Here is a 17,266-nt window from a genome sequence, read left to right as displayed (position 1 = left end):
GGCGGGCGGGACCGTGAGCGGCCGCCGCGATTTGAGACGCTGTGACAGCGGCGCGACGGGAAGCACACGAGCGGAACGGGATGGCGCGGGACGGGCGTTCGGCCGGACGGCTGGACGCGGCGGACGCGGCGGCCCCTGGAGGACCGGACGGGGCGGGTGCTGCGCTGTCATGGGGTCATGGACATGGACCGCCGGCAGGTGTTGGGGGGCGCGCTGGCCGGGTGGCTGTGGCCCGGATCCCGGCGGGAGGTGGACTACCGGGCGCTCGGCGCGGCCCTGGACGGGCGGCTGGTGGCCGCCGGGGACGCCGCCTACGGGGAAGCGCGGCAGCTGTACCAGCCCCGCTACGACCGGGTGGCGCCCGGGGCCGTGGCCTATCCGGCGCACGACGGCGATGTCGCGGTGTGCCTGGAGTTCGCCCGCCGCTCCGGGGTGCCGGTGGTGGCGCGCGGCGGCGGGCACGGCTATGCGGGCTGGTCGAGCTGCCCCGGGCTGGTGGTGGACGTCGGCGCGATGGCGCAGGTGTCGGCCGGGACCGGCGAGGTGCGGGTCGGGGCGGGGGCGCGGCTCGGCGAGGTGCACGCGGTGCTCGCCGCACGGGGCGTGGCCGTTCCGGCCGGCCTGTGCCCGTCCGTGGGCATCGCGGGACTGACCCTGGGGGGCGGGCTCGGGGTCAGCAGCCGGGCGTACGGGGCGGCCAGTGACCGGCTGACGGGGGTGCGGATCGTCACGGCCGACGGGATCGCCCGCGAGGTGCACGCGGGGCAGGAGCCCGAGCTGTTCTGGGCGTTGCGGGGCGGGGGCGGCGGGAACTTCGGCGTGGTCACCGAGTTCCGGTTCCGCACCCATGCGGTGGCGGCCTGCGGGTTCGCGGAGCTGGGCTGGGAGGCGCGGAACTCCAGTGCGGTGCTCGCCGGCTGGCAGCAGTGGCTGGGCGGGCTGCCCGATCCGCTGTGGAGCCAGGTCGAGTTCGTGCTCGACGGGCCGGGGGTGCCCGGGCCTGCCGTACGGGTCGTGTGCCTGGACGGGCGCCGGGAGCTGGAGCGCGAACTGGCCCGGCTGGTCGGGCTGGTCGGGTCGCAGCCGCGCGGCCACCACGTGGTGGAGCGCGGGTACGCCGACACCATGCGGACCATGGGCGGCTGCCCGGACCTGTCCCCCGCCGAGTGCCGGCTGCCCGGGGAGCTGCCCGGCCGGGATCCCCGCGGCCGGCTCGGCCGGGAGGACTACACGGCCCGATCGGACTTCTGGGCGGCGGGCGGCCTGTCCGCGCCGGCCGTCGAGGAGGTGCTCGCCGCGCTGGGCCGGTACGCGGCGGAGGTGCCGGCCGGCGGGCGCGCGGTGGTGCAGTTCGACGGGGTGTGCGGCGGTGCCCTCAACCGGGTCCGGGCCGCGGACACCGCCTTCGTGCACCGGGACAGCGCCTTCCTCGCCCAGTACCTCGTGTACTGGCCGCCGGGAGCGGCCCGCGAGGAGGTGCTGCGGCACGAGGGCTGGCTGGACCGGCTGTGGCAGCGGCTGCGGCCGTGGGCGAGCGGCCGCGCCTACCAGAACTACGCCGATCCCAAGCTGGCCGGCTGGGCCGGGGCCTACTACGGGCCCAACCTGCCCCGGCTGGAGCAGGTCAAGCGCGTCTACGACCCCGGCCGACTGTTCAGCTTCCCGCAGGCGGTGCCGAGTGCCGGTGCAGGGCGTCGCGGAGCCGGCCGGCCTGGGTGACCAGCCGGGACCTGCCGGGGCGGGCGGCGGTGACGGCGAGCCCGTCCGGTTCGGGCGTGGCGGCGCCGCACTGCTCCACGCAGTCCGCGGCGATCGCGAGGAGTTCGCCGGTGCCGTTCGGCTGCGCGGGCGCGGTGAGCAGGGCGGGCAGCGCGGCGGCCAGCACGGCCCAGACGGTGGCGTACGCGCCGGTCCCGGCGGCGGTGCGGACCGCGTCGGCGAACCGGTTGGGCTTGACGGTGCCCAGGCGCAGCAGTTCGGCGAGGTCGCTGCCGAGGCGTACGGCGTCCAGTTCCTCCCGGGCGGCGAGGGTGAGCAGGGCGTCGACGGCGGCCAGCCGGTCCTCGCAGTGCCGGGCGCCGAGCCCGGTGGCGACCGCCAGGTGCAGGGCCTCCCCGGCCGGACCGCCGGCCTCGGCCAGCCGGGGCAGGATTTCGGCGGCGCCGCGCTCCTCGGAGGCGGCGCAGCGGGCGATCTGGGGCAGCAGCCAGGCGGCGAGGGTCTCCCGGTCCTCCGGCAGCACGGCGAGGTCTGCGGCCGCCAGGCGCCACCAGTGGCAGCGGGTCGTGCCGGTGTGCGGCCGTCCCAGGGGGTGGAATTCGGGCGGCAGCTCGGCCTGTACGAAGGGCCGTTCGCCGGTCTCGAGGACGAGGTGGGGGACGTCGAGACCGGCGTTCTCCCACCAGGAGGTGCCGGCCGGACGGGCGTCGGCGGTCCGGCGGGTGACGGCGGGGGGTGCGCCCGCGCTGCCGAGCCAGGCGGCGAGCCGGTCGCCCTGGCGGGTGTTGAGCGCGGCGGCCGCGGGCGCGGCGGCGGGGTCCCGGCGGACCCGCAGCAGGGCTTGGGCGAAGTCGGCGGGGGCCGGGCTGACGGCGAGGCGCCGGTACTCGGCCAGCCGCCGGATCAGCTCCTCCGGCTCGATCGAGCCGGTCTCGACGAGGGGGGTGGCCAGGAGGAAGGGCAGCGGGGCGGTCCGGACGTACCGGGCGGCCTCGCGGAGCCGGTGGTTCCGCACGTCTTCCAGGGCCGTGTGCCGGCAGCCCTGGTGGAACCGGGGGACGGTGCCGTGCCCGTGCCGGCGGGCCTTCGGCGCGACCTTGTCCAGGACTGCGGCGGCGACGACCTCCAGGCCGTCGAAGCGGTCGGGCGGGAACTGCGCGGCCGCATCGGTGTCGTCGAGCCACCAGCGGCCCGCCAGCGCGGGTCGCAGCCCTTCCGCCAGCGCCGGGCGGTCGCGGTGGGCGTGGCGGACCAGGCCGTCCAGGGCGCGCTCGAACTCGGCCACGGTGGCCGTCGCCGAGTTGACCACGGCGGCGACGAGTTCGACGGTCTCGGCGACCGAGCCGGGGGCCGGTGCGAGCGGCGTGGGGACGGGGCGGGGCGGCAGGAGCTCCCGGTAGTCCCCGGCCGGGGTGTCCGCTGCGGCGGCGTCGGCACCGAACAGCTCGGTGGCCCGGGCCCGGTGCGCCGGGCTGAGCAGGGCGGCGCAGTCGGCGAGATCGGCGCGCAGCGCCTCGTCCGCGGGGAGGTGGGCGGCGACCAGTTTCAGGGCGCGTTCCTGGATGTCGGTGTCCTCGTGGCCGAAGGCGCTGCCGAGGACCGGCAGCACGGCGGGCGCGGCGGCCGGGTTGCGCCGCAGCAGCTTGCCGAGCAGCACCAGCTGGGCGCGGACCAGTTTCTTCTCCGGGCGGAACAGGACGGCTTCCGTCATCTCGGTGAGCAGGCCGGTGTCGAGCAGGCCGGCCTCGGCGAGCCGGGCGAGGGTCTGCTGGGCGTATCCGGCGGTGGCCGAGGGGGCGTCGGAGGCCAGCGCCAGCCAGTCGGCGGTGTGCTGCCGTTCCTCGTCCTGGGTCGGGTCCAGGCGCTGGAGGAGGACGAGGTAGTACTTCAGCTGGGCGGGCTTTCCGCCGCGCAGCAGGCGGTCGATGCAGCCGTCCACCAGGGTGGCCCGGTCCACGCATCCGTCCTCGGCGAGGGCGGCCAGCGCGGACGGCCAGTGGTGCGGGTTCTCCGGGTCGAAGAGCCAGGCGAAGGCGTCGACCGGTTCGGCCGTCTCGAACAGGCGGGGGACCAGGTCTCGGACGTGCGGGTCGCGGCGCAGGGCCAGTTCGAGCGGGACCCCGGCCCTGGAGCCGGGCCGGTCCCATGCCAAGGCGGCGGCCCAGCCCTCCACGTAGGCGTCGGTGAGGGGTACGGGGCATGCGGCGTGCCGGACGAGTTCGCTGATCAGCGGGTAGTCCTGGCGGGCGGTGGCGGCCCGGCCGGCCAGCCGGTGGGCGAGGTCGCCGAGCCACTTCGGGTCCCGGTCGGAGAGCAGGTCGAGCAGGGTGTCGGCCGGGAGGTCCTGCCAGGTGCGCAGGTCGCGGGCGCCGATCCAGGCGGCGGCGGCCGCGGCTCCGGTGTGGCAGGCGGCTCCGGCGATCAGCAGGGCGCGGCCGCGGGCCTCCCGCTCGTGCCAGCGGTCCCAGTCCCAGCCGCGCATTTCGCGGCGCAGCTGCTTCAGTTCGTCGAGGAGGGTGCGGCGCCCGGCGCGGTCCAGGTGCTTCAGGAGACCGGGGAGTTCGGCGGTGCGGCCGGTCCGGACGGCTTCCAGGACGGTCTCGGGAAGGGCCGCGGGGGCGGTGTCGACCGCGGTGTCCACGGCCGTGCCGAGGACGGTGTCGAGGGGGGTGTCGAGGGCGGCGGTCATCGTGCGGCTCCGGTGGTGACGGCGGTGTTCGGGGTGGTGTGGTCCGGGGTGGTGGCCCGCAGGGCCATCCGGGTGGCGAGGGCGTGCTTGCAGGGGCCGCGGCGGCCCCGGTAGTCGGCCCACCACTGGCAGGTGCAGCTGAGGGCGCCCCCGGACTCGCGGACCTGGTAGCGGCGTTCGCCGGAGGCGACGAGGGCGGTACCGGATCCGTCGAAGGCGACCGCTCCGGCGTCCAGCAGGGCGCGGGCGGCGACCAGCCGCGGGTTGTGGCGTTCGGCGCGCCGGGCGTCGTACGGGAGTTCGCGGTGGAAGTAGGCGGCGTCGGCGATGTCGTAGCCCACCCGGCCGGCCGTGCCGAGGCGGGCCAGGGCGGCCCGGACCCGGGTAACCGGCATTCCGGACTGCTCGGCCAGGTCGGCGGGGTCGATCCGGGGCTCCCAGGCCAGCAGGACGGAGATGAGCTCCGCGTCCTCGGCGGCCTCGTCGGTGGCGAGGGCCTCCAGGACGCCGCCCTCGCCGGAGAAGCCGCGGTCGGCCTCCGGCGAGAGGGTGAGGGTCAGCCGCATCCCGGGCAGGGTGACCTCCCAGGCGCTCGCGGTGGGGGCGGCGGCGTCCGGTGCGGCCCCGGCGGGTCCGTACACGCGCAGTCCGGTGGCGTGCCGCAGCACTCCCTGGAGGGCGGCCAGGCGTTCGGGGCCGGGCAGGCAGACCGCGCCGGGCACCGGCCGGGTGGTGGGGCGCAGGGTCCGGCCGGCCGGGACCACCCACACCGGACCGCCGGCCGAGCCACCGCCCGGCGCGGTGCGCGGGAGCGAGCGGAGGAACCGTACGGCCTCGGCGGCCGAAAGTTCGGCACGGAGGTCGAACCCGGTGGAGATGACCTGGGATTCGGCGAAGCCGCGGAGCCAGCGGTCGGGCAGCGGGACCTTCTTCTCCACCACCGGCCCGTCCAGGGTGGTCACCGCCATCTCGTCCGGTCCGACCCGCAGGTGCAGCGGGTCGTCGCCGGTCAGCCGGGACAGTGCCGCGCGCAGCGGGTGGTTGACGTCGACGTTGGTGGTGCCGTGGCCGGTGTCGGCGCCGCGCAGGCCTTCGGGCAGGACGTCGAGCCGGGCGTACACGCCGCAGCAGCCGGAGAAGGATTCGAAGCGCAGCCGGTCGCCGTTGCCCGTGACGACCGGGTCGAGGGAGGCGCGCAGCGTACGCCGGTAGTAGCGGGCGGCCGCCACGTCGGCGACGGCGAGCAGGGCGCGGGCGGCGGCCTGAGGCGCGTTCAGGAACCCGGCGAAGAACCGGGGATGGGCCTCGGCCCCGACGGGGGTCAGGCCTCCGCCGGTCTCCAGACCGAGGGCCCGGCCGGCCGCGGAGGAGGTCAGGGCGGACGGGCGGGCATAGGCGACTGTGTGAGCGGTTCGCGTCATGTCCCGGAACGCTAGGCGGGGGCTCTGACAATGCCCCCGCCGGCGACGGGCACCAGGAGGTGTCCGGCGGATCAGCCGAAGTCGGGCCCCGAGGTGCGGGCACGCTTGAGTTCGGCGAAGCCGGGGACGGAAGCGGAGAGCAGCAGGGCGTCGAAGAGCCGGAGGGCGGCGTCGCCGCGCGGCACCGGGGTGACCACCGGGCCGAAGAACGCGGCTTGTTCGCCGTTTGCGTCCGGAACGGCGATGACCGGGCTGCCGACCTCCTCCCCCACCGCTTCGAGGCCCCTCCGGTGCGAAGCGCGCACCTCGGCGTCGTACTCCGTGCCGTCCGCGTGGTCGACGAGCTCGGCGGGAAGGTCCGCGGCCGCCAGGGCGGCCGTGATCGCTTCGAGGGTGGGGCCCTGGCCGTCGTGGTGGAAGCGGGTGCCGAGTTCGGTGTAGAGGCGGCCCGCCGCTCCATTGCCGAATTTCTGCCCGGCCGCGGCCACGACCCGGACCGGCCGCCACCCCTTGGGGCCGAGCAGTTCGTGGAATTCCTCGGGGATCCGGTCGAGCCGGCCCTCGTTGAGGAGGGCGAGGCTGAGTACGTTCCAGCGGATGTCCACCGGACGTTCCTTTTCGACCTCCAGCAGCCAGCGGGAGGTCAGCCAGGTCCAGGGGCAGAGCGGGTCGAACCAGAAATCGACCGGGATGGGTTCAGGCATGCGGTGCTCCCGTCGGGACGGCTTCGATGGCGCTGCTGGGGGAAAGGGTCGGCAGAATGCGGGTGAGCGTGAATCCGGCGGCGTCGAGAAGGGTCCGGAATTCCTCGGCGGTGCGTTCCTGACCGCCGCTGAGGACCATCATGTTGAGGTCGATGATCTTCCCCGGGGAGAAGGAGTCGTCGTCGGGGAGGACGGTGTCCACGATGAGCAGGCGGGCGTGCTCGGGCATGGCCCGCCGGCAGGACCGCAGGATCCGGACGCAGGACGCGTCGTCCCAGTCGTGCAGCACCCACTTCATCGTGTAGAGGTCGCCGCCTTCGGGGACCTTCTCGAAGAAGTCCCCGCCGGTCAGCTCGCAGCGGTCGGCGAGTCCGGCCTCCGCGATCCGGCGGCGCCCGTTCTCCACGGCCTGGGGCAGGTCGAGGACGATGCCGGTGGCCTCGGGGTGCGCGGTGAGGATCGCGCCGAGGAAGCCGCCCTCGCCGCCGCCGACGTCCACGATCCTGCGGTAGGGGCCGAAGTCGTAGGCCGCCAGCACGGCGTCGGCGACCATCGCGGTGAGACCGGTCATCGCCCGGCCCAGGTGGCCGGCCATGACCGGGGTCTGCTCGAAGAACTCCCAGATCTTCCGGCCGTTGGCTTCCTCGAATGCGGGTTCCCCCGACCTCACCGAGTGCAGCAGCCGGCCCCAGGCCCCGTGGTGGGCCTCGCCGAGTTCCATCAGGACGAACGAGCCCAGCGAGCCGGGCACATCGGTGCGCAGGGTCTCGCCGAGTGCGGTGGTGTGGTGACGGCCCTGCCCGTCGGTGCGGAACAGGCCGGTGGCGGTGAGGGCCCGCAGCAGCCGGTGCAGTGCGCGCGGGTCGGTGCCGGTGGACGCGGCCAGTTCGGCGGTGCTGCGGGGGCCGTCGGCGAGCAGGTCGGGGATGCCCAGCTCGGTCGCGGCGTGGACGGCGCGGGCGAGCCAGAAGTTGGTGACCACCTCGAACATGGCCTGGAAGGCCGGCGGCGGGGTGGCAGGCGTGGGCTGCGCGGGCTGCGGCGTGGTCGCTGCCATGGAGGTTTCGGTCTCCCGGGTCAGGAAGGGATGCGGAACGGCGCGGCGTGGTTGCGGGGGCCCGGTGGTCGGCCGGGCCCCCGCCCGGTGGTCAGGCGACGCTGATGCCGATCTTGCCGATGGTTCCGGCGCCGAACGCCCCGAAAGCCTCGGCCACGGAGTCCAGGCCGTAGGTGGCGCCGAGCGGCACCTTGACGGTGCCGGCCACGACGGCGGCGGCGAGGCCGTCCAGGGTGGCGGTGTCCGGGTTGGCCAGTACGGAGGTGACGGTCAGCGGCAGGCCCTCGGCCTGCTCCGGGCCGAAGCCCAGGGTGGAGGCGAGCCGGCCGCCGGCCGCGACCAGCCCGGCCAGCTGCGCCGGGTCGCCGGCGAGATGGACGGCGGCCGCGACGCCCTCCGGGGCGATCTCCCGGACCTGCGCGTCCAGGTCCCCGGTGTGGTCCACGGCGTGCGCGGCGCCCAGGCCGGTCACGAACTCGGTCTCGGCGCCCGGCTTGGCGGTGGCGATGACCCGTGCGCCGCTGGCGGCGGCCAGCTGGACGACGTACGCGCCGACACCGCCGGTGGCGCCGGACACCAGCACGGTGTCACCGGCCGCCGGGGCGATGGCCTCGACGACACCGACGGCGGCGGAGCCGGCCAGGCCCAGGGCGCCGGCCTGGTCCAGGTCCAGGCCCGCCGGGGCGGCGGTGATGCCGTAGCCCTCGGCGACGACCAGGTAGTCGGCGAAGGCGCCGTCGGAGATGACCGGCTTGCGTACGACACCGAAGACGCGGTCGCCGACGGCGCGGTCCACGCCCTCGCCGACCTCCTCGACGGTGCCCGCGAAGTCCTGGCCCAGGGTGATCGGAAACTTGTGCTCCAGCATGTCCTTGAACACCCCGAAGACGACGGCGCCGTCGAAGCCGTTGAAGGAGGAGGCGTGCACGCGGACGAGGATCTCGCCGGGGCCGGGGGCCGGCTTGGCGGTCTCGGTCAGGGCCGGGGTCGCGCCGAAGGAATCGATGGTCACTGCGCGCATGTGCGGCTTCTCGCTTTCGTGGTGGGAAATGAGAAAGGGAAACGGAAGGGAAACGGCGCGGAAAGGGAATTCAGCCGGCGGCCTGTTCGTAGGAGGCCTGCAGGACCGCCGCCGCCACTTCGAGTTCCGCGGCGTCCCGGGGCGCGTACAGCATCACGATGGTGTCGGGGAACTCGGGCCGCCGGACGATCGGGTGGGGTTCCACCCAGCCGAGCTCCGCCAGGGGCCCGAGGACCTCCCTGGGCACGGTCAGGTGCAGGAAACCGGACCGGTGGATGTGCCCGAACTCGTCCACGGACGGGTGCAGGAAGGCCTCGAAGGGCCGGTTGGCCTGGTGCAGGCGCAGCGCCAGCGAGGACGGCTCGGACACCAGGCTGGCACTCGTGTACACGCCGGGCAGGGCCTCGGCGCGGGCGATGAGCTCGGCGCGGATCTCCGGCGGGGAGAAATCCTCCAGCTGGTCGTGCGGAATTTCCCTGCCGGTCGTCGCGGGACGGGGCCCCTTCCGCGGCGGCAGTGCGGTCAGATCGACGGCCACGATTCTCCTCGGATGTGCGCACTTCCGGTGCGCTGGTTACTTCTTGTTCTCACTCGAATTCTGGGTGATCCTTGCCGCATGGGAGAAGACGGCACTTCAAAGAGCGCAACGCACATGGATGTTCCCGACCAGGTGGGAGCGGGTGCGGTCACCTGCCAGCTGCGCGATGTGCTGGACCGGGTGGGCGACAAATGGAGCGTGCTGATCATGGCGATCCTGGGTGGCGGCTCGCGCCGCTATTCGGAGCTGCGACGGTCCATCGACGGCATCTCGCAGCGCATGCTGACGCTGACCCTGCGCAGCCTGGAGCGGGACGGCCTGGTCATCCGGACCGTCACGCCCAGCACCCCGCCCCGGGTGGACTACGCGCTCACCCCGGTCGGGCAGACCCTTTCCGCCGAGGTGAGTTCGCTCATCAGCTGGTCGGAGCGGCACCGCGAGTACATCGGCCGGTCGCGGGACCGCTACGACGCGGAGGCGGAGGCCGAGGCGCGCCCCTAGGAGCCCGGGCGCGCGCCTCGGCGCGCGGGCCTAGGAGATCCGCATGTTCGCCATCATGCCCATCGCCCCGTGGTCGAAGATGTGGCAGTGGTAGACGTAGGTGCCGCGGTAGCCGGTGAAGGTGGCCTGTAGTTTCACCGTCTCCCCCGGCAGCAGGCTGACGGTGTCCTTGAGTCCGCTCTCCGGGCCCGAGGTCACCGGCCGGCCGTTCCGTTCCAGCACTCTGAACTGCACCAGGTGCATGTGGAAGTTGTGCGGGGCGAGCTGGTTGGCGTTGGTGACCGTCCAGATCTCGCTCGCCCCGTAGGCGATCTCCTGGTCGATCCGGTTCATGTCGTAGACCTTGCCGTCGAGGTAGGCCAGGTCGTTCGGGCTGCCGGTCTCGTCCATCCGCAGTTCGATGCTGCGCTGCCCGGTGACGGCGGGCAGCGCCGGCAGGGTCCGCAGGACGGCCGGGACGACGCTGCTGTCGGCGGCCGACCGGGTGACCCGGAACTGCAGGACGCGGCCGATGAGTTCCACCGGGCCGGGGGCGGCGGTCGACACGTTCTTCAGTTCGATGGTGCTGCCGACCGGGTAGCGGGAGAAGTCGATGACGATGTCGGCGCGTTCGCCCGGGGAGACGGGCACCGATGCGGTCCGGTGCGGGGCCGGGAGCAGGCCGCCGTCGGAGCCGATCTGGATGATCTCGGAGCCGTCGGCCAGCCGGAGTTCGAAGAACCGCATGTTGGCCGCGTTGACGATCCGGAAGCGGTACTTGCGGGCCGCGACCTCGAAGTACGGCCAGGGCTTGCCGTTGGCGAGGACGACGTTCCGGTTGAAGATGTCGTGCATCTCGTAGACCAGCGCGCCGCTTTCCGCGAACCGCGCGTCCCGGAGCTGGACGGGTACGTCGTAAGTGCCGGAGGGCAGGTTCAGCCGCCGTTCGGTGTCGTCGGTGAGGAGGTAGGTGGCGGTCAGCCCGCGGAAGACGTTCTCCGACTCCAGGTGGTGGGCGTGGTCGTGGAACCACAGGTTCGCGTGCGGCTGGGTGTTGGGGTACGTGTAGGTCTTGGTGCCGCCGTTGGCGGCGATGAGGTCCATCGGGGAGCCGTCGCTGTCCGGCGGGACGTGGGCGCCGTGCAGGTGGACCGAGGTCGGGTGGGCCAGGGTGTTGGTCTGCCGGACCACGACCCGGCGTCCGGTCTCGGCCTTGACGACCGGGCCGGGGAAGCTGCCGTTGAAGGTGCGGACGGTGGTGCTGCGGCCGGGCAGGATCTCCTTGGCGGCTTCCTTCATGGTCATGCTGTAGTAGCTGGTGGTCGCGGTGACCAGGTACGGCGAGAGCACCGGCGGGAGCGGCATGCGCTGGGCGAACTTGGGTATGGCCGCCGGGTCGAGGTCGGGTTCGGCGGCTCCGCCGCCGGTGTCGCCCTCGTTGGCGGCGGCATTGACGGCGGGCAGCAGCAGGCCGGCGGTGCCGAGCACGCTGGCCGAGGCGATCCCGGCGCGGAGCGCGGTTCTGCGAGTGATCACGGCGTTTCTCTTTCCCCCGTGGACGGTGATGGTGGTGTCGGTCAGACGGTGACCCGTCGGGCCTGTCGGCGGGCGTCCTCCAGCGCCTGCTCCAGCGAGGCCCGGGCCTGGGGCCGGAAGCCGGCCAGCCGGGGCACGTGTGCCGACTTCGTCAGCTCGGTGTGCAGGAAGGTGAGGTCGTCGGCGAGCGCGACCATGCCCAGGGCGGCCCGCAGATAGGGCTCCTGGAAGTCGTAGGACCGGCGGGGCGTGCCGGGGCCGTAGGCGCCGCCCCGGGCGGTGGCGATGACCACCTGCTTGCCGGCCAGCGGTCCGGTGCCGGTCTCCAGGTCGACGACCAGCGGCGGGATCAGGATCCGGTCGAACCAGGCCTTGAAGGCGGAGGGCACCGAGAAGTTGTGCATGGGAACGCCGGCCACGATGACGTCGGCGGCCAGCACCTCTTCGACGAGTTCCCAGGTGAGGGCCCAGCTGGCGGTCTCCTGAGGGCTGCGGGCGGCGGCGCTCGCGGCGCCGAGGTCGCGGGTGCCGGCGGTTTCCAGCCGGTCCATGACGGCGATCTGGGCGGCGTCGATGTGGGGCACCGGGTCGCCGGCCAGGTCCCGGTGGGTGTAGGTGCCGTCCGGGTGTGCGGCGCGCCAGGCGGTGGCGAATTCGGCGCTGACGCGGCGGGACGCGCCGTCGGGGCGAGGGCTTGCGTCCAGGTGGAGCAAGGCAGGCATGCGGGTGTCTCCCGGGTGGTGGAGAGGGTGGGCGGTGGGCCGGGGCCGGGCGGTCCCGGTCCGGTGTCAGGCGGCCGTGCCGAGTCGGGGGTAGCTGCCCAGGAACCGGGTTCTGGCCCCCAGGCCGGCGAGCCCGGCGACGGCTTCCCGTACCGCCGGGTTCTCGATGTGGCCGTCGAGGTCGATGAAGTAGCGGTAGCTGTCCAGCCGGTCGCCGGTGGGCCAGGAGTGGATCCGGCTGAGCTCGATGTCGCGGCGGGCGAACGCGCTCAGCACCTCGACGAGCCGGGCGGGCCGGTTGTCGGCGAGGGAGACCACCAGCGAGGTCTTGTCCTTGCGGGTCCGGGCGGGCGGGAACCAGGGCTGGGACACCGACACGAACCGGGTGACGGCGCCGGGGTGCTCGCCGATGCCCTCGGCGAGCGTCCGCAGCCCGTACAGGCCGGCGGCGATGGGTGCGGCGATCGCGGCCCGGCCGCCGGGCCCGCCGTCGGCGACCGTGCGGGCGGCGGCGGCCGTGGAGTCGGCCGGGACGGTTTCGGCGTCCGGCAGCCGGCCGGCCAGCCAGCGGCGGCACTGGGCCAGGGCGTGCGGGTGGCTGTGCACCTGGGTGATCTCGCCGAGGGCGGTGCCGGCCGGGGCCATCAGCGCGAAGGTGACCGGCACCTCGACCTCGGTGTTGATGTGCAGGCCGGCGTCGGCCAGTTGGTCCATGGTGTCCGGGACCACTCCTTTGACGGAGTTCTCCAGCGGGACCACGGCGGCCGCGGCCCTGCCCTGCCGGACGGCGGCGATGGCGGCGGGCACGGTGGCGTAGGCCCGGTGGGCGGTGCCGGCGGACGGCCGGGAGATGCGGTGCAGTGCGGCCTGGGTGAAGGTGCCTTCGGGCCCCAGATAGGCGTAGGTCACGACGTACCGCCGTCCTCGATCAGCCGCTGGAAGAGGACGGTGTCGAAGATGTCCTCCATGCGGACGGCCTTGCCGTCGCGCAGGGTCCAGGAGTGGACGAACTGGAGCCGTCGGGTGCGGCCGGCCAGGTTGGTGACGTCCCGGGTGCCGAAGACCACGATCCGGTCGCCGGCCTGGAGGAACTCCAGGGGCTGCAGGCGCATCCCGCCGAGGACGGTGGGGACGTGGGCGAGGAACTCCTTGACGCCCGCGTGGCCGTGCTTGGTGCCGCCGAGGCCGTAGGGGTGCATGCCGTCGGGGTGGATCCACTCGATGTCCTCGGCCATGGTGGCCAGCAGGGCCTCGATGTCTCGCTGGTGGAAGGCCTGGTAGGCGGCGTGGATCAGGTCGAGGTTGGTCCGGGGCCGTAACGGGCTCATCGGTGGGCTGCTCCTCGGCTGCCGGCGTACTCGGGATACAGGGACTCGACGGTGCGGCGGAGGCCCTCGCGCCAGCCGACCGTGCACGGGCCGGTCAGCTTGCGGCGCAGGGCGGGATCGAACCGGTAGGTCTCCCGGGTGACCGCGCTGGGCTTCAGCTTGGCCTCGACGCCGGTGAGTTCCTCGAGGTAGCGCAGTACGTCGGTCATGCCGACGGATTCGTCGCCGCCCCAGTTGGTGAGGGTGGCCGGGACGTCGGCGGCCTCCCACAGCCGCGGTACCTGCGCGACCAGGTCGTCGGTGTAGAGCAGGGAGGACCAGTTCTGTCCCTCCAGCGGGACCGGGATGGGTTCGCCGGCTAGCATCCGCTTGAAGTAGATCATCGGTACGCCGCCGTAGCCGCCGGGCCCGTAGGCGATGTTGAGCCGGGCGATGAGGGTGGGCAGGCCCAGGGTGCGGGCGTACGCGCGGACCGTGCCCTCGGTGGCGATCTTGACGACGGGGTAGACGGGAAGCCAGTCGGCGACCCCGTCGACGGGGTCGTCCTCCCGGTAGGCGTGGTCGAGGGTCTGCCGGGCGTAGAGGGCGCCGGTGGACACGTACAGGAAGGCCTCGGCGGTGCGGCAGTGGGTCATCAGCCGGCCGGCGGCGACGGTGTTGGCCTCGACGGCGGCGTTGAAGTCGCCGTCCTCGCCGCGCTGGACGGCGGAGTGGAAAACGTGGGTGAAGTCGGCGGGCAGGCCGTCCAGGGCGTCGTCACCGGGGTCGGACATGTCCCAGCGGAAGGTGGTGATGCCGTGCCGGGTGAGGTCCTCGGCGGCGCCGGGGGTGCCGAACCGGCCGAGCGCCCACACCTCGTTGTGCTGGGCGAGGCTCTTCGCGACGGGGCCCGCCACCTGGCCGGTGCCTCCGGTGATCAGGATCTTCTTGCCTTGCACGGGCTTCTCCTCAGTGGGTGGGGCCGTCGCCGAGGGCGCGGTCGAGTTCGCGGCGCAGGATGGACTGGAAGGTCGCGACGTGCTGGGGGCCCATCAGGGTGTAGTGCTCGCCCGGTACGTCGATGTAGTGGTTGGTGCCGGTGGCGTGTTCGTCCCAGCGGCGCAGCTCGTTGTTCAGCCAGTCCTCCTTGGTGCCGCGCAGCGGGACGGCGTAGAAGACGGACAGCGAGCGGACCGATCCGGTGGGTGTGTAGCTGCGGCCGAGGTCGGTGAGGCGGTCGGCGAGTTCGGCCCAGGCGGTGAACTTGGCGAGGTCCAGGTCGAGTTCGGCGAGCCAGCCGGGCGGGGCGAGTTCGACGAAGCGGGCGAGCTGTTCGGCGCGCGGCAGCCGGCGGAGCTGTCCGGGGAGGTCCAGGGACTGCTTCTTGTCGATGAGCGCGAGGAAGAAGGCGAGGTTGGCGGCGGTCTCGACGAAGTCGAGTTCGTCCATGCGGTACTTGATGTGGGGCGGGAGGTTGAAGCTGCCGACGAAGTCGACGCGCTCGCCGGCCGCCTCCAGCACCTTGGCGATCTCGAAGGCGACGGCGCCGCCGTAGGAGTAGCCGGCGACGGCGTAGGGGCCGTGCGGCTGTTTGGCGCGGATGGCCGCGACGTAGGTGTCGACCATCTCCGCGAAGCTGTCGAAGGGCTTCTCGCCGGGGTTGAAGCCGCGGGCCCGCAGGGCGTGGAAGGGGCGGTCGCCGACGAAGTACTTGGCGAGGTTGACGAAGACGAGGACCTCGCCGACGCCGGGGTGGACGCAGAACAGCGGGGTCTTCTCGCCGGTGGCCTGCATGGTGACGATGGGGTCGTACGGGCGGACGGTGTCGCCTGCTTCGCCTGCCGCCGCGCCGGCTTCGCCGATGCGGGCGGCGAGGTCGCGGACGGTGGGCGAGGTCAGCACGGTGATGATCTGCAGGTCGTGGGCGCCGAGCCGGTGGGCGACCATGCTGCGCAGCCGCAGGATGTCGAGCGAGGTGCCGCCGAGGTCGAAGAAGTTGGCGGTGGCGCTGATCCGGTCGGGGTCGGTGTCGAAGAGTTCGGCGTAGATGGCGGCGAGGGTGCGTTCGGTGTCGCCCTCGGGGGCGTGGTAGCCGCCCAGGCGGCGCAGGACGAGGTCGGCGACGGCCTCGGTGACTCCGGCGTAGGCGCCGGTTTCCAGGCGGCGGCGCATCAGGCTGCGCTGGATCTTGCCGAGGCTGGTCTTGGGGAAGGCGTCCTGGGGCAGCGGCAGGATCAGGGCGGGGCGGAAGCCCCAGTGCGCGACGACGCCGGAGCGGACGGCGGACAGCACCCGGTAGAGGGCGAGTTCGTCGCCTTCTTCGGTCTCCGGGTGGAAGGCGACGACGAGTTGTTCGGTGTCGCTGCCGGGGGCGCGGGTGGGGAAGGCGGCGACGTAGGAGCGGCCGACGCCGTCGAGTTCGGCGAGCACGGCTTCGATGTCGTGGCTGTGGTAGTTGACCCCGTTGACGATGATGCTGTCCTTGCTGCGGCCGACGAGGGTGAGGCGGCCGTCGTCGATGCGGCCGAGGTCTCCGCTGCGGAACCAGCCGTCCGCGGTGAAGGCGTCCCGGGTGGCCTGCTCGTTGTTGTGGTAGCCGTCGGTGATCATGGGGCCGGTGAGCTGGAGTTCCCCGGTTTCGCCCGGTCCGAGTTCGGTGTCCCGGGGGCCGGCGATGCGGATGCGCAGGCCCTCGACGGGGACGCCGAGGTTGGCGAACTCCTGGTTCCGGTCGGCGGCCGGGAACTCGCGGGAGTAGATGCTGCCGGCGCAGGTCTCGGTCATGCCGAAGGCGGGCCAGAGGGCGTCGGCGGAGAGGCCGTACGGGGCGAAGGTGCGCAGGAAGGTCTCGCCGGTGGTGCGGACCACGGCTTCGCCGCCGCTGATGATGTGGCGCAGCCGGGACAGGTCGACGGGCTCTCCGCCCTCCTCGGCGAGCCGCCCGGCCAGCGGGTTCAGCAGCCCCAGCAGGAAGTTGGGGGTGAAGGTCATGGTGACCCGGTGGGCGGAGATCAGCCGCAGGAATTCGAGCGGGGCGGCGAGGACCGTGGCGGCCTCCACGTGGACCTGGCTCGCGCCCACCGACAGGGGTAACAGGTGGCATTCCAGGAGGGCGGCGACGTGGTCGAAGGAGACCCAGTTCAGGGAGGTGTCGGCGGAGGTCAGGCGGTGGTGGCCGTTCTTGGCGGGCATCGAGGCGAGCAGGTTGGCGTGGGTGAGCCGGACCGCTTTGGAGCTGCCGGTGGAGCCGGAGGTGAGGACGAGGACGGCGAGGTCCTCGGGGGCGGCCGGGTGCGGCGCCGTGAAGTCGGGGGTGGTGTCGTACAGCTCTTCCAGCTGGGCGACGGCGAGGCCGTCGGTGCGCGGGAGTTCGGCGGCGAGCTTGCCGGTGGTGACCAGCAGCGGCCGGTCCAGCAGGGTGTGGACGTGGGCGAGCTGGGCGGCCCAGCGGTCGGGGTCGCCGGACGGGGCGGCCATCGGGACGGGGACGAATCCGCCGAGCTGGCAGGCCCAGAAGGCGGCCAGGAACTCCTGGGGCCGGTCCAGCAGGAGGACGACCTTGTCCTGGGGGGCGAGGCCGTGCCGGCGCAGCCCGGCCAGCACCCGGCCGGCCTCGTCGACGAGCTCGGCGTAGGGGTGGAGGCGGCCGGCCCGGCCGGCGGCGCTGCCGGACGGGTAGCGGATGCCGGACGCGGGGTGCTGCTCGGCCGCGAGCAGGAGCAGATCCGCGATATTCCGCGGCGCTCGGACTGCTGTGGACATGATGGATTCCTCTCTGATGCATATGACAGAGAAATGCGTGCGCGGCTGTGCCCGCAGAGCACGCGGAAATGCGCCGGAGCGTGCCGGAGCGCGGCAGGCGTGGCGAAGATCCGGGACCGCAGGTCCCGGCGCTGAGGATGGAGCGGCATGGGCGCAGTCCGGCGGCACGCCTCTGGATACGAGTGCGCGCGGGAAGGCCGTTCGACTGGACCGCTATCTGATGAAGTGGACCTCGTGCTTCATGTCTCCCCCGGTTTTTGATGACTCCCGCGGAGCCTATTAATGGCCCTTCATTCTTGTCAATGCACGT

14 protein-coding genes are annotated in these 17,266 nt (G+C 73.4%); 2 read left to right on the top strand and 12 right to left on the bottom strand.

Translation table 11 applies throughout. The features are described 5' to 3' along the window. The first annotated feature begins 177 nt into the window (after positions 1 to 177). Positions 178 to 1,719, top strand: coding sequence for an FAD-binding oxidoreductase (locus tag AB0447_RS17110; RefSeq protein WP_366477481.1), 1,542 nt, complete (start codon positions 178 to 180; stop codon positions 1,717 to 1,719). On the opposite strand, the gene AB0447_RS17105 is transcribed toward AB0447_RS17110, so the two are convergent. The 6 genes from AB0447_RS17105 to AB0447_RS17080 form a co-directional block, all read right to left on the bottom strand. Next, a complete protein-coding gene (locus tag AB0447_RS17105) occupies positions 1,655 to 4,408 on the bottom strand; it encodes a DUF6493 family protein (protein WP_366477480.1) in 2,754 nt (917 codons plus the stop codon). The genes AB0447_RS17110 and AB0447_RS17105 overlap by 65 nt on opposite strands. Further along, the gene (locus tag AB0447_RS17100; protein ID WP_366477479.1) at positions 4,405 to 5,829 is read right to left on the bottom strand and encodes an SWIM zinc finger family protein; all 1,425 of its coding nucleotides are present in this window, start codon (positions 5,827 to 5,829) and stop codon (positions 4,405 to 4,407) included. The genes AB0447_RS17105 and AB0447_RS17100 overlap by 4 nt, the downstream gene beginning before the upstream one ends. A 71-nt stretch (positions 5,830 to 5,900) precedes the next feature. After that, on the bottom strand, positions 5,901 to 6,533 hold the full coding sequence (locus AB0447_RS17095; protein WP_366477478.1) for a disulfide bond formation protein DsbA: 633 nt from the start codon (positions 6,531 to 6,533) through the stop codon (positions 5,901 to 5,903). Then, entirely contained in the window at positions 6,526 to 7,590 is a 1,065-nt protein-coding gene (locus tag AB0447_RS17090; RefSeq protein WP_366477477.1) for a methyltransferase, read from the bottom strand. Before AB0447_RS17090 ends, AB0447_RS17095 begins: the two co-directional genes overlap by 8 nt. Before the next feature lie 91 nt (positions 7,591 to 7,681). Next, a complete protein-coding gene (locus tag AB0447_RS17085; protein WP_366477476.1) occupies positions 7,682 to 8,611 on the bottom strand; it encodes an NADP-dependent oxidoreductase in 930 nt (309 codons plus the stop codon). 70 nt (positions 8,612 to 8,681) lie between these two features. Beyond that, the gene (locus AB0447_RS17080; RefSeq protein WP_366477475.1) at positions 8,682 to 9,149 is read right to left on the bottom strand and encodes a luciferase family protein; all 468 of its coding nucleotides are present in this window, start codon (positions 9,147 to 9,149) and stop codon (positions 8,682 to 8,684) included. Positions 9,150 to 9,263: 114 nt separating this feature from the next. Here AB0447_RS17080 and AB0447_RS17075 point away from each other — a divergent pair, with 114 nt between their 5' ends. Beyond that, a complete protein-coding gene (locus AB0447_RS17075) occupies positions 9,264 to 9,650 on the top strand; it encodes a helix-turn-helix domain-containing protein (RefSeq protein ID WP_366477474.1) in 387 nt (128 codons plus the stop codon). A 30-nt stretch (positions 9,651 to 9,680) separates the two neighbouring features. On the opposite strand, the gene AB0447_RS17070 is transcribed toward AB0447_RS17075, so the two are convergent. The 6 genes from AB0447_RS17070 to AB0447_RS17045 all read right to left on the bottom strand — a co-directional run bounded on the left by AB0447_RS17070 (position 9,681) and on the right by AB0447_RS17045 (position 16,956). Continuing rightward, positions 9,681 to 11,165, bottom strand: a complete 1,485-nt coding sequence (locus AB0447_RS17070) for a multicopper oxidase domain-containing protein (protein ID WP_366477473.1) — start codon at positions 11,163 to 11,165, stop codon at positions 9,681 to 9,683. Positions 11,166 to 11,206: 41 nt separating this feature from the next. Then, positions 11,207 to 11,887, bottom strand: coding sequence for an NAD(P)H-dependent oxidoreductase (locus tag AB0447_RS17065; RefSeq protein ID WP_366477472.1), 681 nt, complete (start codon positions 11,885 to 11,887; stop codon positions 11,207 to 11,209). 66 nt (positions 11,888 to 11,953) lie between these two features. Next, entirely contained in the window at positions 11,954 to 12,796 is an 843-nt protein-coding gene (pheA, locus tag AB0447_RS17060; RefSeq protein ID WP_366477471.1) for a prephenate dehydratase, read from the bottom strand. After that, entirely contained in the window at positions 12,793 to 13,215 is a 423-nt protein-coding gene (locus tag AB0447_RS17055) for a nuclear transport factor 2 family protein (protein WP_366477469.1), read from the bottom strand. Before AB0447_RS17055 ends, pheA begins: the two co-directional genes overlap by 4 nt. After that, complete coding sequence (locus AB0447_RS17050) at positions 13,212 to 14,153, bottom strand: NAD(P)-dependent oxidoreductase (RefSeq protein WP_366477468.1); 942 nt, start codon at positions 14,151 to 14,153, stop codon at positions 13,212 to 13,214. The genes AB0447_RS17055 and AB0447_RS17050 overlap by 4 nt, the downstream gene beginning before the upstream one ends. A 10-nt stretch (positions 14,154 to 14,163) precedes the next feature. Next, a complete protein-coding gene (locus AB0447_RS17045) occupies positions 14,164 to 16,956 on the bottom strand; it encodes a non-ribosomal peptide synthetase (protein ID WP_366477467.1) in 2,793 nt (930 codons plus the stop codon). Positions 16,957 to 17,266 lie beyond the last annotated feature (310 nt).

The sequence above is a fragment of the Streptomyces sp. NPDC051211 genome, assembly GCF_040689505.1.
Lineage (GTDB): Bacteria > Actinomycetota > Actinomycetes > Streptomycetales > Streptomycetaceae > Streptomyces.
The sequence above is the reverse complement of the archived record's forward strand: the minus strand, read 5'-3'. Positions and strand labels throughout refer to the sequence as shown.